Origin of the sequence: Micromonospora sp. CMU55-4 (genome assembly GCF_011602315.1) — a bacterium.
In the GTDB taxonomy this organism is placed as follows: domain Bacteria; phylum Actinomycetota; class Actinomycetes; order Mycobacteriales; family Micromonosporaceae; genus Micromonospora; species Micromonospora chalcea.
On the sequence record NZ_JAAOLH010000012.1, the window covers coordinates 1 to 22,399 of the forward strand.

Consider the following 22,399-nt stretch of genomic DNA (forward strand, 5'->3'; position numbering starts at 1 on the left):
CAACTCCTCGACCAGCCAGTACGCCGGTCTGACGCAGGCGTGCATCAACGTGCCGCGCTGCATCGGCATCACCGTGTGGGGCGTGCGTGACAGCGACTCGTGGCGTTCAGGCGAGAGCCCGCTGCTGTTCGACGGCGGAGGCAACAAGAAGGCCGCGTACAACTCGGTCCTCAACGCGCTCAACGCGGCCGCCCCGACCTCCGGGCCGACCACGACCCCGACCACGACCCCGACCACGGCACCGCCGCCGAGCGGCGGCGCCGGCCGGATCGTCGGCGTGCAGTCGGGCCGGTGCATCGACGTGCCGAACGCCACCCAGACGAACGGCACCCGGGTCCAGCTCTACGACTGCAACGGTCAGTCGAACCAGCAGTGGACGTACACCTCCAGCAAGCAGCTGATGGTCTACGGCACCAAGTGCCTCGACGCGAACGGCGCGGCCACCGCCAACGGCACCGGAATCATCATCTGGGACTGCAACGGCCAGTCCAACCAGCAGTGGAACATCAACTCCAACGGCACCATCAGCGGCGTGCAGTCCGGTCGCTGCCTGGACGTCTGGGGCACCGGCAACGGCCAGCAGGTCCAGTTGTACGACTGCCACGGACAGACCAACCAGCAGTGGCGGACCGACTTCGGTGGCGGCACCTCGCCGTCCCCGACCACGCCGCCGCCAACCACGACGCCCCCGCCGGGCGGCTGCTCGCTCCCGTCGACCTACCGGTGGTCGTCGACCGGCGCGCTGGCGAACCCGCAGAACGGCTGGGTCTCGCTCAAGGACTTCACAAACGTCGTCCACAACGGCAAGCACCTGGTCTACGGGTCGTACGTCAACAGCAGCGGCCAGTACAGCTCGATGAACTTCACCCCGTTCACCAACTGGTCCGACATGGCCTCGGCCGGCCAGAACGGGATGAGCCAGGGCACCGTGGCGCCCACGCTGCTGTACTTCGCGCCGAAGAACATCTGGGTGCTGGCGTACCAGTGGGGACCGACCTCGTTCAGCTACAAGACGTCGAGCGACCCGACCAACGCCAACGGCTGGTCCTCGGCGCAGACGCTGTCCACCGCCACCCTGCCGGACGCCCCGTACGGCGTCATCGACCAGACCCTGATCGGTGACGACCAGAACATGTACCTGTTCTTCGCCGGGGACAACGGCAAGATCTACCGGTCGAGCATGCCGCTCGGGAACTTCCCGGGCAGCTTCGGCTCGAGCTACACGACGATCATGTCGGACTCGACGAACAACCTGTTCGAGGGCGTCGAGGTCTACAAGGTGGCGGGCCAGAACCAGTACCTGATGATCGTCGAGGCGATCGGAAGCCAGGGACGCTACTTCCGGTCGTTCACGTCCAACAGCCTGAGCGGCTCGTGGACCCCGCAGGCCGCCACCGAGAGCAACCCGTTCGCCGGCAAGGCCAACAGCGGCGCGACCTGGACCAACGACATCAGCCACGGTGACCTGGTCCGCAACAACCCCGACCAGACCAAGACCATCGACCCCTGCAACCTGCAGTTCCTGTACCAGGGCAAGAACCCCAGTGCGGGCGGCGACTACAACCTGCTGCCGTGGCGGCCGGGTGTGCTGACCCTCCAGCGCTGACACCGTCACACAGTTACCGGAAAGCGTGCCCGGCACCCGCGTGGTGCCGGGCACGCCCGTCCGTCAGCTCAGCCGGCCAGGTCCTCGGCCAGCAGATCCATCAGCAGCGCGTCGTGCCAGCGCCCGTCCGCCCCGCGCTCGTAGCGGCGCATGATGCCCACCGGACGGAACCCCACCTTCGCGTACGCGCGGATCGCCGCCGTGTTCGCCGCCGCCGGGTCGATCGTGAACCGGTGGTGGCCGTACTCGTCGATCAGGTGCCGGACCAGCGTGCGGATCGCGTCGCCGCCCAGCCCGGAGCCGCGTACCGCCGGGTCGAGGAAGACATCCAGGCTGGCGTGGCGGTAGTCCGGGTCGGTCTCGGCGTACCACTGGATCGCCCCGACCAGCCGGCCGTCGTGCTCGACCGCGTAGATCGTCACCGCGTCGTCGGCCAGGTCGGCCCGGACCGACTCGGCCAGATCGTCCCCGCCGCGCCACCAGCGGCGCACCTCAGGGGTGGCCCGGATCGCGGCCAGCGCGGGCACGTCGGCGTCGGTCACCGGCCGCAGCGTCACCGCCCGCCCCCGCAGCACGCCTCAGCCCCGCCGCTCGCCGTGCTCGACGCAGACCGCCGACCAGCCGGCCGGTACGACCTGCACCTTCATCCGCCGCCGGCAGGACGCGCACCAGCGCGGCGGCTCCCACGCCCGGGCCGCCTCGCACGCAGGATGCGGCCCGGCCGCCACCGACTCGCCGCACCTGTCGCACCACAGCGCCACGGGCGCGGCCGGGGCGGGGGAAAGATCGGTCACCGCTGCCTCACAGGGTCGCCGAGAGCGCCTTCACCGGCATCTTCAGGTCTTCCAGCAGCTTCAGGTCGGCGTTGGCCGGGCGACCCAGCGTGGTCAGGTAGTTGCCGACGATCACCGCGTTGATGCCGCCCAGCAGACCGTCGCGGGTGCCCAGGTCACCGAGGGTCAGCTCGCGGCCGCCCGCGTACCGCAGGATGGTGCGCGGCATGGCCAGCCGGAACGCGGCGATGGCGCGCAGCGCGTCCTTGCCCTCCACCACCGGACGGTCACCGAGCGGCGTGCCCGGCCGCGGGTTGAGGAAGTTCAGCGGCACCTCGTGCGGGTCCAGCTCGGCGAGCTGCGCGGCGAACTCGGCCCGCTGCTCGACCGTCTCGCCGAGGCCGAGGATGCCGCCGCAGCAGACCTCCATGCCCGACTCGCGGACCATCCGCAGCGTCTCCCAGCGCTCCTCCCACGAGTGCGTGGTGACCACGTTCGGGAAGTAGGAGCGGCAGGTCTCCAGGTTGTGGTTGTAGCGGTGCACGCCCATCTCGACCAGCTCGTCGACCTGCTCCTGGGTGAGCATGCCGAGCGACGCGGCGACCTGGATGTCGACAGCGGCGCGGATGGCCGCGACGCCCTCACGCATCTGCTTCATCAGCCGGGCGTCCGGACCGCGCACGGCGGCCACGATGCAGAACTCGGTCGCCCCGGTCGCGGCGGTCTGCTTCGCGGCCTCGACCAGCGCCGGGATGTCCAGCCAGACCGACCGGACCGGCGAGGTGAACAGGCCGGACTGCGAGCAGAAGTGGCAGTCCTCCGGGCAGCCGCCGGTCTTCAGCGAGACGATGCCCTCGACCTCGACCTCCGGACCGCACCAGCGCATCCGGACCTCGTGCGCGAGCTGGAGGGCGGCGGGCAGGTGTTCGTCGGGAAGGTTCAGCACCGCGAGGACACCGGCCTCGTCGAGGCCGACACCGTTGCCCAGCACCCGCTCCCGGGCCTGGTCGAGGATCTCTGGCATGGCTCGTAACCTAACAGGCCACCGAGGGGCCGGGAAACCGCCGCCAGCAGCCCCGGCGAGCCGGGACCGCGCCACGCCGGAGCCCTCGGGACGGGTGGTAACTTCGCCCCGCGGAAGCGCCCGGCGGGGCGGTGGTCGGCGGGAGGGGACGGCACGGTGGCGGACTGGCTGGCGGCCCTGGACCGCCGCGCCGAGCTGCGGGCCCGGGCGGGACTGACCCGCACGCTGCGTCCCCGGGCCGCCGACGACGCGGTGGTCGACCTGGCCGGCAACGACTACCTCGGCCTGGCCACCCACCCGGAGGTCACCGCCGCCGCCGCGGAGGCCCTGTCCGCGTACGGGCTGGGCGCCACCGGGTCACGCCTGGTGCGCGGCTCCACCGACGCCCACCACGCGCTGGAGGACGACCTGGCCGACTGGCTCGGCGTCGACCGGGCGCTGGTGTTCTCCTCCGGCTACCTGGCCAACCTCGCCGCCGTCCGGGGACTGACGCAGCCGCGTACGCTGCTCGTCTCCGACGCCCACAACCACGCCTCGCTGATCGACGGCTGCCGGATCTCCGGCGCCGAGACGCTGGTGACGCCGCACGCGGACGTCGCAGCGGTGGCCGCGGCGCTGGCCGCCGCGCCGGGCCGCCCGGCCGTGGTGGTGACCGAGTCGGTCTTCTCCGTCGACGGCGACCTGGCCCCGCTCGCGGAGCTGCACGCGGTGGCCCGCCGCCACGGCGCGCTGCTGCTCGTCGACGACGCGCACGCGCTCGGCGTCACCGGCCCGGCCGGGGCCGGCGGGGTGGCCGCCGCCGGGCTGGCCGGCGCGCCCGACGTGGTGGTCACCGCGACGCTGTCCAAGGCACTCGGCGGGGCCGGCGGCGTGGTCGCCGGGCCGGCCGAGTTCGTCCGCCACCTGGTGGAGACCGGCCGCACGTTCATCTTCGACACCGCGCCGCCGCCCGCCGTGGTGGCCGGGGTACGCGCCGCGGTGCGCCTGGCCCGCGACGGCGACGCGCTGCGCGCCGAGCTGGCCGACCGGGCCGCGACGGCGGTGCGCCGGCTCGGCGAGGCCGGACTGTCCGTGTCCGCCCCCGACGGCGCCGTGATCTCGGTGACCGCGCCCGGACCGGAGGCGGCGACCGCCTGGGCCGCCGCCTGCCGGGAACGCGGCGTGGCGGTCGGCTGCTTCCGTCCGCCGTCCACACCGGACAGCCGCTCCCGGCTGCGCCTCACCGTCAGCGCCGGGGTGGACCGGGCCGACTTCGACCGGGCCCTGGACGTGATCGTGGAGTGTGCGCCATGAGCCTCGGCGACGCCTGGACCGGGCCGGTGCTGGTGACCGGCACCGACACCGAGATCGGCAAGACGGTGGTGACCGCCGCCGTCGCCGCCGCCGCGCAGGCCGCCGGGCTGCGGGTAGCGGTGGTCAAGCCCGGCCAGACCGGTACGGCCACCGGCGAGCCCGGCGACGTCGACTCGGTGACCCGGCTGGCCGCCCCGCTCACCGGCCGGACGCTCGCCAGCTATCCCGACCCGCTCGCGCCGCTGGCCGCGGCCCGGGTCGCCGACCTGCCGCCGCTGGAGCTGTACAACGCCGTCGACGCGATCCGCGAGGAGGCGGACAAGCACGACCTGGTGCTGATCGAGGGCGCGGGCGGGCTGCTCGTACCGATGGGGTTGCGCCCGTCCGGCGAGCCGTGGACGGTGGCCGACCTCGCGGTGTCGCTCGGCGCGCCCGCGGTGGTGGTGGCGCGGGCCGGACTCGGCACGCTCAACCACACCGCGCTGACGCTGGAGGCGCTGGAGCGGCGGGCCGTACCGGCCGGCGTGGTGATCGGCGCCTGGCCGGCCGAACCGGAACTGGTGCACTGGCTCAACCTGTCCGAGCTGGTGCCGAACCTGCTCGGCGCGGTACCGGCCGGCGCGGGCGGGATGGACCCCGGCGTGTTCCGCCGGTCCGCTCCCGGGTGGCTCACCCCCGCCCTGTACGGCGTGCTCGACGACTGGCGCGCCTGGGCCGAGGAGTAAGGAAGGGCCCCTTATTAACGCCTCCGGTAGAGGAAGGGCCCCCTGTTAACACCCGCAGGATTCAGGCGCGGCGGACCACGAACGCGTCGGGCATCCGGAACGTGAGGTTGTCCGGGCACCAGGGTGGACGGACCACAGTCACGTCGTCCAGCAGCGCGACGGCCTCGGCGACCACCACCGCCGCCTCCATCCGGGCCAGCTGCGCGCCGACGCAGCGGTGCGGCCCGGCGCCGAACGCCAGGTGCCGCCGCGAGCCGGGCTGCCCCGGGCGGAACTCACCCGGCGCGCCGACCACCGACGGGTCGCGCCCGGCGCGGGCCAGCCAGGCCACCACGCTGGTGCCCGCCGCCACCGGCAGCTCGCCGAGCGTGGTGTCGACCGCCGCCACCCGCCGCCACGTGACGATCGGCGGCTCCAGCCGCAGCCCCTCCTCGACCACGTCGTCCACGGCGACCGTGCCCGCGCGCAGGCCGGCCCGTACCGCCGGTTCGCCGGACAGCCGGTGCAGCAGCAGGGTCAGGAACTGCGAGGTGGTCTCCTGGCCGGCGACCAGCAGGAAGAACAGCGCGCCGACGACCACGTCGGGGGAGTGCCCGGCGTCGCGCAGCCGCGCGGCGAGCCCGCCCCCGGTCGCGGCGAACTCGCGCAGCACGGTGTGGAACCGGCCCACCTCGGCGGCCAGCGCGAGCTGCCGGGCGGAGTCCAGCGGCGCCCAGAACAGCTCCAGCGCCGCCCGGGCGAAGTCCTTCACCGCGCCGACCGGCGCGTCCGGCAGCTCGACCAGCCGGGCCAGCACCAGCAGCGGCAGGTCGGCGGCGAGCCCGGCGTACAGGTCGACCGGGCGGCCCGCGTCCAGCGTCGCCGCCAGCCCGGCCACCCGCTCCCGGACCAGCCCGGTCAGCCACTGGCGCTGGGCGGCCACCCGGTGCGGGTGCAGCGCGTCGGCGACGATGCCGCGGATCTCCGGATGGCTGGCGCCGCCGTTGTTCGCCAGCGTCGGCGGCAGCCGGAACCGGTGCCCGGCGAGCACCCGCAGCGCGGCCACCGGGATCGGCGTGACCGCGTCGAGCGCGTTGTCCGGCCGGAACGTCACCGGGTCGGTGAGCACCCGGCGGACGAGCGCGTGCCGGGTCACCACCAGGTGTGGCACGCCGACGTGGTCGACAACGGTGGCCGTGTCCGGCCACTGCCCGTCGACGGACGCCCCCCAGCCCCGGAACAGCACGCGGTAACGCTAGCGGCGGGCGCCGGGCGGGTTCGGGTCCAGCTCCCACACGGTGGTGTGCTTCACCCGTACGCTCTCCAGCGCCTCGGACACCGGCACGTCGTACGCGGCCAGCTCGTGGAAGCGCTCGCGGGGCAGGAACGCCCGGCCCGGGTCGCCCACCAGCACCCGGGCGCCGGCGCGGGCGGCCCGGAGCAGGAAGCGCAGCATCCGGCGGGCCATCGCCTCGCTGTAGAAGACGTCCCCGGCCAGCACCACCTCGGCGTCGCCCGCGTCGGTGTCGAGGATGTCGCCGAGTTCGGCGTCGACGCGTACCCCGTTGGCCTCGGCATTGAGCGCGACGGCCGCGACGGCCCGCTCGTCCACCTCGACCGCCCGGACGGCGGCCGCGCCGGCGCGGGCGGCGGCGATGGCGACCAGGCCGGAGCCGGAGGCCAGGTCGAGCACCCGGCGGCCGGCGACCACCTCGGGGTGGTCGGTGACGTAGCGGGCCAGGCCCTGCCCGCCGGCCCAGGCGAACGCCCAGAACGGCGGCGGCTGGGCGCTGCGGAACTCGCCCTCGGTCAGCTCCCACAGGCCGATCGGCTCGTCGGCCTGGTGCAGGCGCACCTCGGGTACGAACGCCACGGGGGCGAGGCGGGCGTGCAGCCGGACGAACGCGGCGGACAGCTCGGACACCGGAGAATTGTGTCCCACCCGCGGGGCGGGCCCGATCCCGGGCGTGTCGCGGCGGGGCCGTGACCGGTTCACCACGTTCGGTGAAATGGCCCCCGTGTTGTGGCGTTGGATGCGAACACGCCCGTCTACCGGCGTGCCCGGCGCGCTCCTAGCGTTGCCTGTGGACACGACCGAGGGTGAGGAGGCGTGGTGAGCGGGTGGCGGCACGCGCTACGGATCGGACTGGTGCTGACCTTCGTGGCCGGGACCGGGTACGGGGGAGCCCTGCCCGCGCGGGCGGCGGCGGCCTTCTCCACCGAGTTGAGCGGTCTGCCGGACGAGTTCACCGCCGGGAACCGGGTGGAGACGCTGTCCGCCGTGGTGTCCCGCTCCGACGGGGGCGGCTGTGTCAAGGTGCGCTGGTCGATGTTGGTGCGGGTGCAGGGCCTGCGGCTGGACCAGCTCAAGGTGGACCGGGTGGAGGACAGCGGGTCGTTCCCGCTGGAGATCCGCACCGAGGGAGACACCGCCCGGCTCACCGACCGGCAACTCGACCCGGGTGTGCTCTGCCCGGGCCGGACCGTGACCGCCCGCTACCGGGTGGCGTTCGCCGAGGACGTCGCGCGCGGCCGGGTGAGTTTCGCCGCCGAGGCGTACGACCCGCAGTTGCGGCTGCTGGCCCGGCGGACCGCCTCGCGTGAGGTGGTGGGGGAGGAGGCTTCGCCGACGCCGGCGCCCACCAGCGCGGAGCCCTCGGAGACGCCGAGCGAGGAGCCACCCACCGACGACCCGGTGACCGACGAGCCGACCGACGCGGCAGTGGTGGAGCCGCCGCCGCCCGGTGGTGTGGCCGGACGCCCGGTCGCGGACAGCGGCGGCTTCGGCCTCGTGCAGGCGGCGTTCCTGCTCGGCGGGCTGCTGCTGTTCCTCGGCGCCGGGCTGCTGCTGCGGATGCGCCGCCTGCTGCGCCCGGCCGCCGTCACCGAACCGGAAACCCTGCCACCGCCCTTCGAGCGCCCCCGCCCGACCTGGCCCTGACCGGCGGACCCGCCCGCGCGGGCCGGGGGCGGGGCCCGGTCAGTCGAGCTGACTGGGTTCGAGGCCCAGTTCGCGGGCGGCGACGAGGCGGATCCACTCGGCGATCTGGCGGCGCGTGATCACCCGCTCGTGCACCGCGAGCTGGACCGCGAGGCCGTCCATCACCGCGCTGATCCGCCAGGCCGCGCCGGCCGGGTCGGGGCAGTCGAACGTGCCCTCGGCGACCCCGTCCGTGATCAGCGCGGCCAGGTCCTGCCGCCACCGCAGGTCCAGCCGCCGGGAGAGCTTCTCCAGTTCCGGGGTACGCAGCGACTCCGCCCAGCCGTCGATGCGCATCGACCAGGAGGTGGCCCGGCCGGCCGGCGCGTACAGGCGCAGCATGCGGCGCAGCTTCGCCAGCGGCGGCGCGGAGGAGCGGAGCACCGCGTCGAGCTTGGCCAGGTCCTGCTCGACGGCGTACGCGAACGCCTGCGCGAGCAGTCGGTCCTTGGTGGCGAAGTGGTAGAACACGAGGGCCTGGCTCACCCCGGCGGCCTCCGCCACGTCGGCGGTGCGGGTGTTGGCGAGCCCTCGTTCCGCGATCACCTCACAGGCCGTACGCAGCAGCGCGTCCAGGCGGATCTCGGCGGCTCGTCTCGTCACGGCGTTACGGTAACCCATCCGCATGACCACGGGGAGTTACCGAAGCGGCTGGTCGGCGGGCGGGCAGTCGGATGCCGGACACTCGACGCGCCGGTCTGCTTCCGCAGGTGGGAGCGCTCGCCGGTGCTCCCGGACGGAAGCCACCCAGGCTCCTAGGAAGCCGAGGGGGAGCGGGGTCCGCCACCACCGGACGCGCCGGAAACGGAACCCGATTTGGCAACCGTTCCCGGGCTCGGCTAAAGTTCTCATCCGTCACCGGATAACACCGGGGGCGTGCGGACGTAGCGCAGCTGGTAGCGCATCACCTTGCCAAGGTGAGGGTCGCGGGTTCGAATCCCGTCGTCCGCTCGGAGATGCCGCCACGCAGTTCGGGGGCAACCTCGGTGGAGTGGCCGAGAGGCGAGGCAACGGCCTGCAAAGCCGTGTACACGGGTTCAAATCCCGTCTCCACCTCGCAGTAGACGAGGGCGATTGGCGCAGTGGGAGCGCGCTTCCTTGACACGGAAGAGGTCACTGGTTCAAACCCAGTATCGCCCACCAGCGGAAAGGCCGTGTCGATCATTCGACACGGCCTTTCTCGTCGCCATCGATCAGTCCAGTGCCGCGCCGCTGGCCATTGCCGCACCCGCGTGCCCCACCCAGACTGGCCCGGTGGACGATCAACAGACCCGAGCCCAGCGTTTCCGCGCCCTGCACCGGCCCGGTGACCCACTGATCCTGGCCAACGCCTGGGACGCGGTCAGCGCCCGGCTCGTCGCCGCGGCCGGCGCCCACGCGATCGCGACCACCAGCGCCGGCGTCGCCTGGAGTCGCGGCGCCCCCGACGGCGACCTGCTCGCCCGCGACACCGCCGTCGACGTCATCCGCCGCGTCGCCGACGCGGTCCGCCTTCCGGTCACCGCCGACATCGAATCCGGGTACGGCGACAACCCCGACCAGGTCGCCGAGACCGTCGCCGCCGTCCTCGCCGCCGGAGCCGTCGGCGTCAACGTCGAGGACGCCCGGCACGACGGCGGCGGTCCGCTGCGCCCGATCCACGAGCAGGTCGCCCGGCTCGCCGCGGTCCGGGCCGCCGCCGACCGCGCCGGCATCCCGCTGTACGTCAACGCCCGCGTCGACACGTACCTGCGGGGCGCCGGGGGCGTACCGGAGACGGTCGAGCGCGCCGAGGCGTACCTGGCCGCCGGCGCGGACGGGATCTTCGTACCCGGAACCGTGGAGCCGGAGACGGTGGCCGCGCTGACGGCGGCGATCCCGGCCCCGCTGAACGTGCTGGCCGGGCCGGGCGCGCCGCCGGTGGCCGAGCTGGCGCGGCTCGGGGTGGCCCGGGTGAGCCTCGGCCCGGCGCTGGCCGAGACGGCGTATGCGGTGGTCCGGCGCGCGGCGGCGGAGGTGTTCGGCGCCGGGACGTACGAGGCGCTCGCCGGCGGGCTCGACTTCGGCGAGCTGAACGAGCTGATGCGCGACTGACCGGCCACGGGATCGACCTCGGGCGGGGGACCGGGTTGAATGTGCTGGTGGCCGTTGTCCCGCGTCCGAGCCGGCGGACGGCGACCGGCTGTCCCCGGCGCCCGTCCCGACGGGATCACCACGGATGACGGCGGGCGTCCGCCCGGTGCCCGCGCTGCGGAGCCTGCCCGTCCTCATCGCCGCCACGGCGACCCTCGGCGTCGCGGCGCTCGCCGTCCTGGGCGCGGCCGGGCACGGCGGTTTCGCGAGCGACCCGGTCGGCGCCGTGGCCCTCGCGACGGCAGCCGTGGTCACCGCGCTCGCCGCGCTCCGGCTCAGCCGGTCGGGTCACCGGGCCGCCGGCCGGCTGGCGGCGGGGCTCGCCGCGTCGCTGCTGGCGTACCTGGCGCTCGCCGTCGTCGCGGTGGCCGCCGTCGCGGCCGGGCATCCGTGGGCCGGGCCGGCCGTCGCGGCGTGGAACTCGGCGTGGATCCCGCCGCTGGCACTCCTTCAGCTGACCGCCTCGGCCGCCGTCCGCACCGGCGACGCCGTCCCGTGGACGCACCGGCTCGTGGGCCTCACCCTGGGCGTGGCCACGCTCGTCAACGCGCTGCTGACCACGGCGACCCAGCCGTTCGCGGGGGTTCCGACGATCGCCGCGGAGTCCTGGCGTACCGCGCTCGCGCCGGTCGGCGCCGCCGTCACCCTGCTGGCAGCGGTGGCGCTGTTCCTGCTCCCGGTGACGCTCTGGCGGGCCGCTCTCGGATCGCACCACGCCGTCCGGGCGCGACTCGGCGTGGCCGCGGCGGCCACCACCGCCGCGCCGCTGACAGTCGTCTTCTGCCTGCTGCTCGCCGTCGCCCGCACGCCCGGCGACGTCGAACCGTCGCTGGGCTCGGTCGCCTTCCTGGTGGCACTGGCCGGGGCCGCCGTGTTCGCCGCCGCGTGCGCGGTCACCGCCGCCCGCGGCGCCACCGAGCCGCGCCGGGTCGGCGCCGTGGTGCGCGGCGCGGGCCTGGCCGCCGCGGCCCTGCTGGTGGTCGGCGTCGGCACGCTCGTGGCCGCTCCCGGGACGTCCCTCGGCCCGACCTCGGTCGCCCTGGTCGTGTCGGCGCTGACCGTCGCCGTCGTCGGCGGGGCGTGGGCCGGCACCGGCCGGCTGGCGGCGCTGCTCACCGCCGCGCCGACAGCGCCGGTGACGCCGCGAGGCGGCGCAGAGGGTACGACGGGAGGCGGTGCGGCGGAGACGACGAACGTCATCGAGCCGGCGGCCCCGGCCACGGCGGTTGTGGATGCCGCGGGCCCGGTGTCGGTCGGCGGGCTGACGGCGCGTGAACGCGAGGTGCTCGCCGCGCTCGCCGACGGCGCCAGCAACGCGGGGATCGCCGCGCAGCTGGTGGTCTCCGAGCGGACCGTCGACGCCCATCTGCGCGCGATCTTCGTCAAGCTCGACCTGACGCCCGGCGGCGCCACGAACCGTCGGGTGCGGGCCGCGCGGATCTGGCTGGAGCACGCCCGACAGTCGCATTGAGCAGGGATTTTCCGAAGATAGGTGCTGAGGCCGATGCCCGCGCGGGCGGTACCTCGGCACGGTGGGGCGACACCTGAATCGACGGAGGCTCTCACCGTGCCCGTACCGAAGTTGCGCCGTGCCGCGCTCGTCGCCCTTTTCGTCCTGCTCCTGGCGTCCCTGGCCGGACGGACCGTCTTCATGCTGTGGGAGCCGCCGTTCGACGGCGCGATCCACTACGACGACGTCCGCGAGCTGGGGTCCGCGTACTGGCCGATGAACCTCTACCTGGGCGGGCCCGCGTACGCGGTGTCCTGGATCGCCGCGGCGGTGTTCATCGTCGGGCTGGCCCGGGGCCGCGCGGGCGTGCTGAACCTGGTGGGTGCCTTCCTGGCCGGCCTCGGCGGCGTGGTGTTCGCGCTGGCGATCACCGCGGAGGTGCTGCCGTTCGCCTACGCCGCCGATCCGGCGGTCGTGCCGGAGGCGCAGGGACGGGCGCTGTTCGACGTGTTCAACGACCAACTGGACGGGCTGCTCCCGGCCGTCCTCGGCAGCCAGGTGGCGATCGTCCTCGGCATGGTCCTGGCGCTCGTCGGGATCCTGATCGGCCGGACCATGCCGCGTCCGCTGGTCGTCGCCGCGCTCGTCTACGTGGTGGCGTTCGTGCTGGTGCCGCAGGACGCCGCTCGTGCGGTGGTCGTCGCGAGCTACCTGGCGCAGGTGGCGCTGGTGGCCGCGATCGGCTGGTACGGGCTGCGCGCCGCCACCGACGGTGCCGCCCCCGACGGCGAGCGGGCATAGCAGACCGGACCGGCCGGATGTTCGATCCGGCCGGTCCGGTCCCGGGACCGATCAGCTCCGTCGGCCCCGCTCACGATCACATGGGCGGCGCGACGTCCCGGCGCTCCTCGACCCGGCGGTACTCCACCGGCTCGTCGGCGGTCGTGGCGACCACCTGACGGCGCCGACCCCAGACCAGCGTGGTCATGATCAGGCCGAGGACGCCGGCCGCCATGAGGATCCAGCCGACGACGTCGAGGTCGACCCCGCCGACGCTGGCGTTGAGCGCGAACGTGAGGATCGCGCCGACCGCGATCAGGAAAATGCTCGTACCGATACCCACGACAGCCTCCTTCGGGGGGATGGTTGTGCTGTCACCGGCCTCAGTACCCCGGCGGTGAGCGGCGCAACCACACGGCCACCCGGCGCGGCGGGGGTCTGCCGCACGGCGATCTTGGCATCGGGTAGAGTTCACCCCGTCGCCGGCGCGAACCGGCGGCACGCGGACGTAGCGCAGCTGGTAGCGCATCACCTTGCCAAGGTGAGGGTCGCGGGTTCGAATCCCGTCGTCCGCTCGCGATTGCCCGGGCGATTGGCGCAGTGGGAGCGCGCTTCCTTGACACGGAAGAGGTCACTGGTTCAAACCCAGTATCGCCCACCGAGAGTCACCACGCCGCCGGTCGACAGGCGGTCGTCTCCCACCGGACAGCCGGCACCGGCTACATCGGTCTCCCAGGTCCACCGTGCGGATTATTCTGCCGCCGCCACCGCGCGTGTCACTGTGAGGCCCGATGCGCAGGGAGGCGGTCACATGGCAACGATCGAGCGGGGACGGTGGCGGCGGACGGCCGCACGATTAGGGGTGGCGACCGTGGTCGCGGCGGCCGGGGTGACGGTATCGGCCGCGCCCGCGCAGGCCACCGCGACGCGGACGGTGGCGTTCTACAGCATGGACGAGCCGGCGTCGTCGTCGACGGTGCTGACCGACTACAGCGGCAACGGCCGCCACGGCACGATCGGCGGTGAGGTGGTCACCGGCGCGCTCTACGCCGGGGCGACCGGCCACCGCTTCGCCACGCACCTACCCACCGACAAGGAGTACGTCCCGGGCCACGTCGACCTGGTGCCGCACACCACCGACTTCAACCCGGACGCCGGGGACTTCTCGGTGACCATCCGTTACCGGACCACGTACTCCTTCGGCAACATCCTCCAGAAGGGACAGGGCAACACGGCCGGCGGCTACTGGAAGTTCGAGGCCCCGAACGGCAAGCCGAAGTGCCTGTTCCGGGGCGCGGACGGCGCCTCCCGTACCGGCTATACCGACGTGCCGATCTCCGACGGCCAGTGGCACACGATCACCTGCAACCGCACCTCCGCGTACGTGGAGATGTACGTCGACGGCGTGCGGACCAGCCGCCTCAACGGGCCGACCGGCACCATCGCGAACACCTGGCCGCTGTCCGTCGGCGGCAAGAGCCAGTGCGACGGTACGAAGGTCACCTGCGACTACTTCGCCGGCGACATCGACTACGTGAAGATCCTGAAGGGATCGGGCGGCCCCGCGAACCAGGCACCGGTGGCCGCGTTGACGCCCACCTGCTCCGGGCTGGTGTGCACGTTCACCGGCGCGGGTTCCACCGACGCCGACGGCGCGATCCAGGACCACAGCTGGAACTTCGGCGACGGCGACACCACCGGCACCGCCTCCGTACCGACCACGTCCCACACGTACGCGGCGGCCGGCACCTACCCGGTCACGCTCACCGTGACCGACGACCGGGGCGCCACCGGCACCGCGACCGTCGAGGTTACCGTCGCGCCCGTACCGGAGCGGATCTCGTACGTCGGCCAGGCCACCGCGAACGCCAACTGGACCAGCCACACCGTGACCGTCCCGGCGGGCGTGCAGGCCGGTGACATGTTGCTGCTTCTGCTCAGCCAGAACACGCACACCGGCACCGGCGAGCCGGCCGGCGTGACCGGCTGGAGCAGGCTCGACCGCCTCGACGGCGGCTTCGCCACCACCACCGCCTGGTGGAAGACCGCCGGGGCCGGTGACGCGGGCACTGCTGTCCGGGTGACGCTGGACAGTCAGGCGAAGGGCAACCTGGTGCTGGCCGCGTACCGGGGTGTCGCGCCCGGGGCGCCGGTCTTCACCCGGGCCACCGATCCGGCGAGCACCGCCACCCGCATCACCCCGTACGCGCCGGTGACCGCGGCGCAGAGCTGGGCCGTGTCGTACTGGCTGCACGGCGACAGCACCTCCACCGCGCTCACCCCGCCGGCCGGCGTGGCGGTGCGCAGCAACACCTCGCAGACCGGCGGCGGCCGGGTGGCCGGCCTGCTCGCCGACTCGGCGAGCAGCGTGCCGACCGGCAGCTACGGCGGGCTCACCGCCACCGGCGCCGCGGCCAGCACGACCACCACCACGTGGACGTTCGTCCTGCCCCCGGCCTGACCCGTCGGGTACGCGAAAAGGCCGGCACCCCGTTGGTGCGGGGTGCCGGCCTTCACGTTTTTTCTTACTTGTTCCAGTGCTGGGCGACGAGGTCGGCGGCCTGCTGTTCCCACTGGGCGTAGTGGTCGGGGTAGGCGGAGACCTGGACGGTCTGGGCGGCCTTGGTCAGCGGCATGTCCTGCCAGCCGTCGACCTGCTTCAGACCCTTCAGGAACGCGGTGGTCGAGTACTCGGGGTCGGTGATCTGCTCCACCGTGCCCCAACCGGAGGACGGGCGCTGCTGGAACAGGCCCTGCGAGTCGTGGTCGTTACGGTCACCGAGGTGGCCGAGGTTCTCCAGCTTCGACTCCTGCAACGCGGTCGCGATCGACACGACCGCGGCACGCTCGTCCATGCCGGCCTTCTTCGTCGCCGCGATGATCGCCTTCACGTTCTTGGTCTGCTCGTCATTGAGGTCGATACGGGACTGGTCGCCCTGCACGCCGTGCGGGATCAGCTTGTCACCCTGCACCGTGGCCGTGGCCGTGGCCGTGACCGGCTTGACCGCGTGGGCGGTGTCGGCCGCGTGAGCGGCGACCGGGCCGGCGAACACGCCACCGGTGAAAGCCAGACCAGCAATACCCAGGATGCTCTTGCGCAGAATCGTGTTCATGATGGGGGCTCCGTTCGGGGGTCGACGCACCCGTGGGGGACGGGATACGTGGGCACCGTCAGGCGCTCAAAAGTCTCAGGGGTCTCGGGCTGCTCGCGGAGGGCGGGGGGCCTTCACGCGGCGCCGGAAGGATGTCCAACGACCGTCGACCCGGCATCATTCCCGGGCACCTCACACCACCCGGGCGCGGGTTCACGTCGTCGGAACCAGGCTCAACGACCCGCAGGCCGTGTTCCCTCAGCCGACCGCTCGGGGGCGGTCCTGCTCGGTCGTTCACCCGGTTACAACGCCCCGCACCCGCCCACGATTCCGCCACCAGAGTGCCGCCCACCACCCCCGAACCCGACACCCCGCCCACCACCGACCAGACACACCCACCCCACCCGGCACCTCGCTCTGCACAGGTGATCAAGGAGTTTGCGGCCCTTTCCGGCACCCACGAGCACACAAACTCCTTGATCACCGCGATCTTGGAGTTGTGGCGCCTCACGAACGATGTCAAGCCGGGCATCCTGGGCACCACAACTCCAAGATCGAACAAGCCCTCCCCAGGCACCCCGCCATCGGTTGACCATGAGGTTGGCGGCGACAAACCGGACACCAAGTGCCGTCAACTTCATGATCGACGCCCTTGGGGCGGCTCGCGCGGGGCGGGGCGGGGCCGGATCGGACCGAAGGGCGGCGTAGTGCCGCGTCGATCTTGCAGGTGCAGCCCTTCGGGTGTCCCCGTTTGCGCGTTATGCGGGGTACCGAAGTGCAAGATCGCGGAGGACTGGGGCGAGGGCTGTTTGAGAGGGCTCGGACAAAGACATGCGCCGCCGCCCCGTCCGGGCCGAGCTGCCCTCGGACCGGGTTCTGCCGCTGGCAGATCCGCTCACCGTGAACAAGGGGCGCCATGGCCGGCGGGCGGCGGCAGGCTGGGACGCATGCGACTGCTGATGCTGGGTGGTACGGGCTTTGTCGGTGGTGCCGTGGTGGCCGAGGCGGTACGCCGCGACTGGCAGGTGACAGTGTTCAACCGGGGCGTACACGGGCAGGCGCCGCCCGGCGTACACCGGTTGCGGGGTGACCGGACGGCGCCGGACGGGCTGGCCGCGCTGGCCGGCGGCGAGTGGGATCTGGTGGTGGACACCTGGGACGGCGCGCCCCGGGCGGTCCGGGACGCGGCGTCGGCGCTCGTCGGCGCGGTGCCGCACTACGTCTACGTGTCCAGCGGCTCGGTGTACGCGCCACCCGTCGAGCTCGGCACCGGCGAGGAGGCGCCGACGGTGGCGGCGGACCCGGACGCCGACGACGGCGACTACCCGGAGAACAAGGCGGGCGGGGAACTCGCCGCCACGCGGGTGTTCGGTGACCGGGCGCTGCTCGTGCGCGCCGGGCTGATCCTCGGGCCGGGGGAGGACATCGGGCGGCTGCCGTGGTGGCTGAACCGGATCGCCCGGGGCGGGGACGTGCTGGCGCCCGGGCCGCGTGACCTGCCGATCCAGTACGTGGACGTCCGTGACCTGGCGACCTGGCTGCTGGACCGGGGTGCCGAGGGCGTCGGCGGGGCGTACAACGTGATCGGTCGCACCGGGCACGCGACGATGGGTGAGCTGCTCGACGCGGCGGTGGCGGCGACCGGGTCGGGCGCGACGCTGCGGTGGACGCCGCCGGAGCCGATCCTGGCGGCCGGGGTGGTGCCGTGGAACGACCTGCCGGTCTGGGTGCCGCGGGGGCACGAGTACCGGTGGTTGCAGGAGCGGAACGTCGAGCGGGCGTACGCGGCGGGGCTGGTGTGCCGGCCGGTGACCGAGACGGTCGCCGACACCTGGCGGTGGCTGCGCGAGGTGGGGCAGGTGCCGGCCCGGGCGGGGCGGCCCACACGCGCGCCGGTCGGCCTGGCGCCGGAGCGGGAGGCCACCCTGCTGGCCTCGCTCCCGGCCTGAACCGGCACAGAAGGGGCCGTGCGGCCGGCCTGACCCGCGGAGGGGTTCGGGTCAGGCCGGCACGACCGGCAGGTCGAGCACTTCCTCGACCGGGCGACGCGGGGTGGCGCGGCCCGGCTGGCCGTACCCGATCCGCATCACCATCTGCGGGGTGCCGAACCGGCCCAGCGACATCCGCAGCGCCTCCCGGGCGGCCGGCACCTCGATCGGCTGGGACAGCATCGACGCGCTGAGCCCGGCGTCGGTGGCGGTGAGCAGCACCCGCTGCAACGCCTGCCCGGCGAGGATCTGGTCGGCGGAGGTGTTGCCGGCCGAGCCGAGCACCGCGACGAGCGGCTCCGGCTCGAAGTCGCGGCCGGGGGCGCGGTTGCGGCCGCCGAAGCCGCGCTGGGGAAGCAGGTCCTGCGGCTCGCTCTGCGGTCCGCCGGCGCCGGAGGGCACGCCGTCCGGGGCCGGCTCGGAGCGGATCCACTCGGCCCGCTCGGCCACGTACGCGGGGTCGCGTTCCAGCACCCGGTGGGCGCTGCGGGCGACCTCGGCGACCGCGTTCACCGCGCTGGTGCCGATCACCAGCTCCAGCCAGCACTGCTCGGCCCGGGCCGCCTCGCCGAGCCGCCAGCGGGCCTCGGCCGGCACCGGGTCCGGCCAGAACGGCGCGCGGTTGCTGAACCGGCGGCTGATCGCCCCGTACAGGCTCTGCTCGGTCGGGGTGGGGCGGCGCGGCACGTCCGGCACGAGCCGGGCCACGACGTCCGGGTCGGAGGGGTACGGGCGCAGCCGCACCGTGGCCGGGGTGCCCGCCACGGCGAGCGCGAGCCGCAGGTTGAACAGCGCCGCGCCGGCCGCCATGCGCGCGCCCCAGCCGGTCGGGTCGGTGGCGGGCAGGCCGCGCAGCGGGTCGACGGACACCTCGATGCCGCCGTCGACCACCCGGAACCGCCACGGCTGGGTGTTGTGCAGCGACGGCGCCCGGACCGCGTCGGCGACCGCGGCCCGCAGGTCCGCGGTGGTGTATTCGGTCGTCATGGTGGTGCTTCCTCTCGTGCGGCGCCGGCTCCCCCGTCCGGTACACCACTACGGTGCGTCAGCGGGCGGCGCGGTGAGCAGGGCCGGAGGTCCCCACCTGGGCCCGGCCGTCGGTCCCGGCCGGCGCGTGCAGGACGGGACTTTCGACCCGTGCTACTGACGCGGGAAAGCGGGTAGAAAGGACTGATGATCCGGGTGTTCCTGCTCGACGACCACGAGGTCGTCCGTCGTGGCCTTGCCGACCTGCTGCAGAGCAGCGGCGACATCGAGGTGGTCGGCGAGTCCGGCCTGGCCCAGGAGGCGGCGCGCCGCATCCCCGCGCTGCGCCCCGACGTGGCGATCCTCGACGCCCGGCTGCCCGACGGCAACGGCATCGACGTGTGCCGGGACGTCCGCGCCGTGGACTCCTCGATCAAGGGGTTGATCCTCACCTCGTACGAGGACGACGAGGCGCTGTTCGCGGCGATCATGGCGGGCGCCGCCGGGTACGTGCTCAAGCAGATCCGCGGCACCGACCTGGTGGACGCGGTCCGCCGGGTGGCGGCCGGGCAGTCCCTGCTCGACCCGGCGATCACCACCCGCGTGCTGGAGCGCATCCGCAGCGGCGTGGAGCAGCCCCGGGAGCTGAAGTCGCTCACCGAGCAGGAGCGGCGGATCCTGGAGTACGTGGCGGAGGGGCTCACCAACCGGGAGATCGCCGGGAAGATGTTCCTGGCCGAGAAGACGGTGAAGAACTACGTCTCCAGCGTGCTGGCGAAGCTCGGTCTGGAGCGGCGCACCCAGGCGGCGGTGCTGGCGACCCGGTTGCTCGGCAAGAACACCTGACGCCGCCTCAGCCGAGCGGGACGCTCCAGCGCACCTCGGTGCCGCGCGGCTCGGCCCGGCGCAGCGAGAACTCGCCGCCCAGCCGCTCGGCCCGCTCCCGCAGGTTGACCAGACCGCTGCGGGCCGCCTCCGGGTCGCAGCCGATCCCGTCGTCGGTGACGGTGATCTCGACCCGGCCGGAGTCGACGCGTACGCGCACCGACACCCGGTCGGCCTGCGCGTGGCGTACCGCGTTGGACAGCGCCTCGCGCAGCACGGCGGTGAGTTCTCCGCGCAGCTCGTCCGGCACGGCGCTGTCGATCGGGCCGACCAGCTCCAGGTCGGGCCGGTAGCCGAGCGACTCGGCGGCCACTTCGATGGCCTCGCGGATCTCGGTGCGCAGCGCCGCGCTCATCGGGGTGCGCAGCTCGAAGATGGTGCGGCGGATGTCGCGGATGGTGGCGTCCAGGTCGTCGACCGCCTGGTTGATCCGCTTGGCAGCCTCGGGGCGGGCGTTCATCGCGCCGCTCTGCAGTTGCAGGCCGGTGGCGAACAGCCGCTGGATCACCACGTCGTGCAGGTCGCGGGCGATGCGTTCGCGGTCCTCCAGGACCACCAGCAGTTCCCGCTCCTCCTGCCCGCGGGCCCGTTCCATGGCCAGCGCGGCCTGCCCGGCGAAGCTGGCCAGCAGCGCGAGGTCGTCGTCGGCGGCGGGGCCGTGGTCGGGCCGGTAGCCGATCACCAGGACGCCGTGCAGCGTGTCGGCGGCGGCGAGGGGGGAGACCACTGCCGGGCCGGCGACCACGGGCCGGGGCCAGGGCGCCGCGGCGGCCAGGTTCTCCACCTGGTCGTGCCGGCCCGACGTGGCGGACGCGGCGAAGCTGGTCTCGGCGGCCGGCAGCACCGCGCCGACCAGTTCCCGGGTGACCGGGTCGGCGCCGTCGACCACCTCGACGGTGAACTGCGCCTCGTCCTCGTCGTAGAGCAGCACCAGGGCCAGCTCGGCCTCGGCGACCTCGCGGGCGCGGCGGGCCACCAGCGTCAGCGCGTCGGTGCGGCGTACCTCGCCGAGCAGCACCGAGGTGATCTCGGCGGCGGCGGCGAGCCAGCGTTCGCGCCGGTGCGCCAGCGCGTAGAGGCGGGCGTTCTCGATCGCCACGCCGGCCGCGGCGGCCAGCGCCACCACGATCTCCTCGTCGTCCTCGGTGAACTCGGCGGCGCCCTGCTTCTCGGCCAGGTAGAGATTGCCCCAGACGTGGTCGCGGATGCGCACCGGCACGCCGAGGAAGCTGTGCATCGGCGGGTGGTGCGGCGGGAAGCCGTACGAGTTGGGGTGCTTGGTGATGTCCGGCATGCGTACCGGCTTCGGCTCGTCGATGAGCAGGCCCAGCACGCCGCGGCCGTGCGGCAGCTCGCCGATCTTCGCGTGCAGCTCGGGGCTGATGCCGTGGACGATGAAGTCGTGCAGCATCCGGTCGGGGCCGATCACGCCCAGCGCGCCGTAGCGGGCGCCGGCCAGCTCGCACGCCGACTGCACGATCCGCTGCAGCGTGCTGCGCAGGTCGAGGTCGGAACCGATGCCGACGACGGCGTCCAGCAGCGCCCGGAGCCGCTCGCGGCTGGTCACCACCTCGCCGACGCGGTCGAGCATCTCCTGGAGCAGTTCGTCCAGGCGGACGCGGGACAGCGGGGTCAGCCCGAGCGACGGCGCGACGTGCTCGTGCTGGGGCTGGGGTGCGGCGGCCACCGGGCGATGGTATCGCCCGGCGGCCGCCCTGATCGAGACCGGTCAGGTGAGCCGGTCGCGGACCGCCGAGGTGTCGACGGTCTGCGCGACGTCCAGCCGGGGGGTGTGCGGCGGGCCGGCGTGGTTCGGGTCGGCCACACCCAGCCGCATGCTGATGTACGGGAACCCCAGGCCGGCGAGCATCTGGCGCAGCACCTCGCGGGTGCCCTCGACCTCCACCACGCCGGACAGCGGCACCAGCGACACCCCGTGCCGGGTGGCGGTGAGCCAGGCGGCGGAGAGGGCCTCACCGGCGCGCAGCCAGCTCATCAGCTCGTCGTCGGCGCCCCAGAGGATCCCGTACACGGCGGTCTTGTCGTGGCCGGGGCCGATCGGCAGCGATCCGGCGCGGCCGAAGTCGCGGGCCGGAACGGTCGTCTGGGGGGCCTGCTCGGGCAGCACCTCCGGCGGCAGCCCGGTGCCGGTGCCGGCCCGGCTGGTCCAGTACGCCAGTTCCTCGCGCAGTTCCGGGCTGTCCGCCTCGACGGCGGCGGCCTGCTGGGCGGCGCTGGCGAGCTGGATCTTCTGGGTGTCGTCGAGCAGTTGCAGGTTCACGCCTTCGCGGGTGGCGGCCCGGTCGATGTCATCGAGCGCGGCGGTCGGGATCGGCTCGTCGCTGACCGGACGCCGGTCGGTGTGCCGGACCTGCATGCACTGCACGACGCGCATGGCGTCGGGGTCGGCTCCGGTGTGCTTCAGACTGGTGATCCTGGCCAGCAGGTCGGGTTCGGCCGGGTCGGGCAGCCGCTCCACCACCGGGGTCCAGCCCTCGGCGGCCAGCGCCACCCGGGCGTGGTGCAGCGCGGCGCCGCAGCTCACCACCAGCAGGTGACCCTCCGGGTCCATGGCGCTGAGGTGCCGTTCGCGTACCACCCGCAGCTCCAGCGCGTCGGGCAGGACCGTCCAGTGCCACGGCTGCGTGTTGTGCACCGAGGGAGCATGGCCGGCCATTCCGGCGGCCTCCGCGAGCGCGGTGGTCAACGGGCGATCGCCGGCCGGCGTCTCGTGGCTCATCGTCAC

21 protein-coding genes and 5 tRNA genes are annotated in these 22,399 nt (G+C 73.8%); 15 read left to right on the plus strand and 11 right to left on the minus strand.

The genetic code is table 11. The features are described from left to right. On the plus strand, positions 1–1,606 hold a 1,606-nt coding region (locus HA073_RS20495), incomplete at its 5' end, for a non-reducing end alpha-L-arabinofuranosidase family hydrolase (RefSeq protein ID WP_166457076.1). Between the two features lie 68 nt (positions 1,607–1,674). On the opposite strand, the gene HA073_RS20500 is transcribed toward HA073_RS20495, so the two are convergent. From HA073_RS20500 to bioB, 3 genes are read right to left on the minus strand one after another with little or no spacing between them, the layout of a single operon-like run. Beyond that, positions 1,675–2,181, minus strand: coding sequence for a GNAT family N-acetyltransferase (locus HA073_RS20500; RefSeq protein ID WP_043325589.1), 507 nt, complete (start codon positions 2,179–2,181; stop codon positions 1,675–1,677). 3 nt (positions 2,182–2,184) lie between these two features. Then, positions 2,185–2,400 (minus strand): hypothetical protein, encoded by a 216-nt coding sequence (locus HA073_RS20505; protein ID WP_064447186.1) that lies wholly within the window; start codon positions 2,398–2,400, stop codon positions 2,185–2,187. 7 nt (positions 2,401–2,407) lie between these two features. Further along, positions 2,408–3,403 (minus strand): biotin synthase BioB, encoded by a 996-nt coding sequence (gene bioB, locus HA073_RS20510; RefSeq protein ID WP_064447187.1) that lies wholly within the window; start codon positions 3,401–3,403, stop codon positions 2,408–2,410. 156 nt (positions 3,404–3,559) lie between these two features. Here bioB and HA073_RS20515 point away from each other — a divergent pair, with 156 nt between their 5' ends. Both HA073_RS20515 and bioD read left to right on the plus strand, forming a co-directional pair. Beyond that, positions 3,560–4,696 (plus strand): 8-amino-7-oxononanoate synthase, encoded by a 1,137-nt coding sequence (locus tag HA073_RS20515; protein ID WP_166457077.1) that lies wholly within the window; start codon positions 3,560–3,562, stop codon positions 4,694–4,696. Then, the gene (gene bioD, locus HA073_RS20520) at positions 4,693–5,421 is read left to right on the plus strand and encodes a dethiobiotin synthase (protein ID WP_069089410.1); all 729 of its coding nucleotides are present in this window, start codon (positions 4,693–4,695) and stop codon (positions 5,419–5,421) included. The genes HA073_RS20515 and bioD overlap by 4 nt, the downstream gene beginning before the upstream one ends. 61 nt (positions 5,422–5,482) lie before the next feature. Here bioD and HA073_RS20525 read toward each other — a convergent pair whose 3' ends face one another. Continuing rightward, positions 5,483–6,646 carry a cytochrome P450 gene (locus HA073_RS20525; RefSeq protein WP_166457078.1) on the minus strand — a complete coding sequence of 388 codons (1,164 nt, stop codon included), beginning with the start codon at positions 6,644–6,646 and terminating at the stop codon, positions 5,483–5,485. A 9-nt stretch (positions 6,647–6,655) separates the two neighbouring features. Next, entirely contained in the window at positions 6,656–7,324 is a 669-nt protein-coding gene (locus HA073_RS20530) for a methyltransferase (protein WP_064447194.1), read from the minus strand. Between the two features lie 189 nt (positions 7,325–7,513). On the opposite strand from HA073_RS20530, the gene HA073_RS20535 reads away from it, so the two are divergent. Further along, entirely contained in the window at positions 7,514–8,341 is an 828-nt protein-coding gene (locus tag HA073_RS20535) for a hypothetical protein (RefSeq protein WP_064447271.1), read from the plus strand. A 39-nt stretch (positions 8,342–8,380) separates the two neighbouring features. On the opposite strand, the gene HA073_RS20540 is transcribed toward HA073_RS20535, so the two are convergent. Beyond that, the gene (locus HA073_RS20540) at positions 8,381–8,983 is read right to left on the minus strand and encodes a TetR/AcrR family transcriptional regulator (RefSeq protein WP_043330511.1); all 603 of its coding nucleotides are present in this window, start codon (positions 8,981–8,983) and stop codon (positions 8,381–8,383) included. A gap of 275 nt (positions 8,984–9,258) precedes the next feature. On the opposite strand from HA073_RS20540, the gene HA073_RS20545 reads away from it, so the two are divergent. From HA073_RS20545 to HA073_RS20570, 6 genes are all read left to right on the plus strand, one after another. Beyond that, a tRNA-Gly gene (locus HA073_RS20545) sits at positions 9,259–9,331 on the plus strand. A 34-nt stretch (positions 9,332–9,365) separates the two neighbouring features. Beyond that, positions 9,366–9,436: transfer RNA gene (locus tag HA073_RS20550), tRNA-Cys, on the plus strand. A gap of 12 nt (positions 9,437–9,448) precedes the next feature. Further along, positions 9,449–9,523, plus strand: a tRNA-Val gene (locus HA073_RS20555). A gap of 111 nt (positions 9,524–9,634) precedes the next feature. Then, the gene (locus HA073_RS20560; RefSeq protein ID WP_064447195.1) at positions 9,635–10,453 is read left to right on the plus strand and encodes an isocitrate lyase/phosphoenolpyruvate mutase family protein; all 819 of its coding nucleotides are present in this window, start codon (positions 9,635–9,637) and stop codon (positions 10,451–10,453) included. 124 nt (positions 10,454–10,577) lie between these two features. Next, positions 10,578–11,963, plus strand: coding sequence for a response regulator transcription factor (locus HA073_RS30350; protein ID WP_205798030.1), 1,386 nt, complete (start codon positions 10,578–10,580; stop codon positions 11,961–11,963). Between the two features lie 96 nt (positions 11,964–12,059). Next, positions 12,060–12,743: a hypothetical protein gene (locus tag HA073_RS20570; RefSeq protein ID WP_166457079.1), complete on the plus strand. Its 684-nt coding sequence runs from the start codon at positions 12,060–12,062 to the stop codon at positions 12,741–12,743. A gap of 76 nt (positions 12,744–12,819) precedes the next feature. Here HA073_RS20570 and HA073_RS31190 read toward each other — a convergent pair whose 3' ends face one another. Further along, positions 12,820–13,065, minus strand: a complete 246-nt coding sequence (locus HA073_RS31190; RefSeq protein ID WP_158559994.1) for a DUF6458 family protein — start codon at positions 13,063–13,065, stop codon at positions 12,820–12,822. Positions 13,066–13,224: 159 nt separating this feature from the next. Between HA073_RS31190 and HA073_RS20580 the strand changes: the two genes are divergently transcribed. From HA073_RS20580 to HA073_RS20590, 3 genes are all read left to right on the plus strand, one after another. Continuing rightward, positions 13,225–13,297, plus strand: a tRNA-Gly gene (locus HA073_RS20580). An 11-nt stretch (positions 13,298–13,308) separates the two neighbouring features. Beyond that, positions 13,309–13,380: transfer RNA gene (locus HA073_RS20585), tRNA-Val, on the plus strand. A gap of 153 nt (positions 13,381–13,533) precedes the next feature. Continuing rightward, positions 13,534–15,183 carry a PKD domain-containing protein gene (locus HA073_RS20590; protein ID WP_166457080.1) on the plus strand — a complete coding sequence of 550 codons (1,650 nt, stop codon included), beginning with the start codon at positions 13,534–13,536 and terminating at the stop codon, positions 15,181–15,183. Between the two features lie 64 nt (positions 15,184–15,247). Here HA073_RS20590 and HA073_RS20595 read toward each other — a convergent pair whose 3' ends face one another. Further along, a complete protein-coding gene (locus tag HA073_RS20595) occupies positions 15,248–15,835 on the minus strand; it encodes a hypothetical protein (RefSeq protein ID WP_166457081.1) in 588 nt (195 codons plus the stop codon). A 926-nt stretch (positions 15,836–16,761) separates the two neighbouring features. Here HA073_RS20595 and HA073_RS20600 point away from each other — a divergent pair. Further along, the gene (locus HA073_RS20600; protein WP_064447201.1) at positions 16,762–17,763 is read left to right on the plus strand and encodes an NAD-dependent epimerase/dehydratase family protein; all 1,002 of its coding nucleotides are present in this window, start codon (positions 16,762–16,764) and stop codon (positions 17,761–17,763) included. Between the two features lie 51 nt (positions 17,764–17,814). On the opposite strand, the gene HA073_RS20605 is transcribed toward HA073_RS20600, so the two are convergent. Further along, positions 17,815–18,789: an Acg family FMN-binding oxidoreductase gene (locus tag HA073_RS20605; RefSeq protein ID WP_030501785.1), complete on the minus strand. Its 975-nt coding sequence runs from the start codon at positions 18,787–18,789 to the stop codon at positions 17,815–17,817. Positions 18,790–18,975: 186 nt separating this feature from the next. Between HA073_RS20605 and HA073_RS20610 the strand changes: the two genes are divergently transcribed. After that, positions 18,976–19,614, plus strand: a complete 639-nt coding sequence (locus HA073_RS20610) for a response regulator transcription factor (protein WP_013284884.1) — start codon at positions 18,976–18,978, stop codon at positions 19,612–19,614. Positions 19,615–19,621: 7 nt separating this feature from the next. Here the strand turns inward: HA073_RS20610 and HA073_RS20615 are convergent, their stop codons facing one another. Both HA073_RS20615 and HA073_RS20620 read right to left on the minus strand, forming a co-directional pair. Continuing rightward, positions 19,622–21,289 (minus strand): GAF domain-containing sensor histidine kinase, encoded by a 1,668-nt coding sequence (locus HA073_RS20615; protein WP_176722880.1) that lies wholly within the window; start codon positions 21,287–21,289, stop codon positions 19,622–19,624. A gap of 93 nt (positions 21,290–21,382) precedes the next feature. Then, positions 21,383–22,393, minus strand: coding sequence for an Acg family FMN-binding oxidoreductase (locus HA073_RS20620; RefSeq protein ID WP_064447203.1), 1,011 nt, complete (start codon positions 22,391–22,393; stop codon positions 21,383–21,385). Positions 22,394–22,399: the final 6 nt, after the last annotated feature.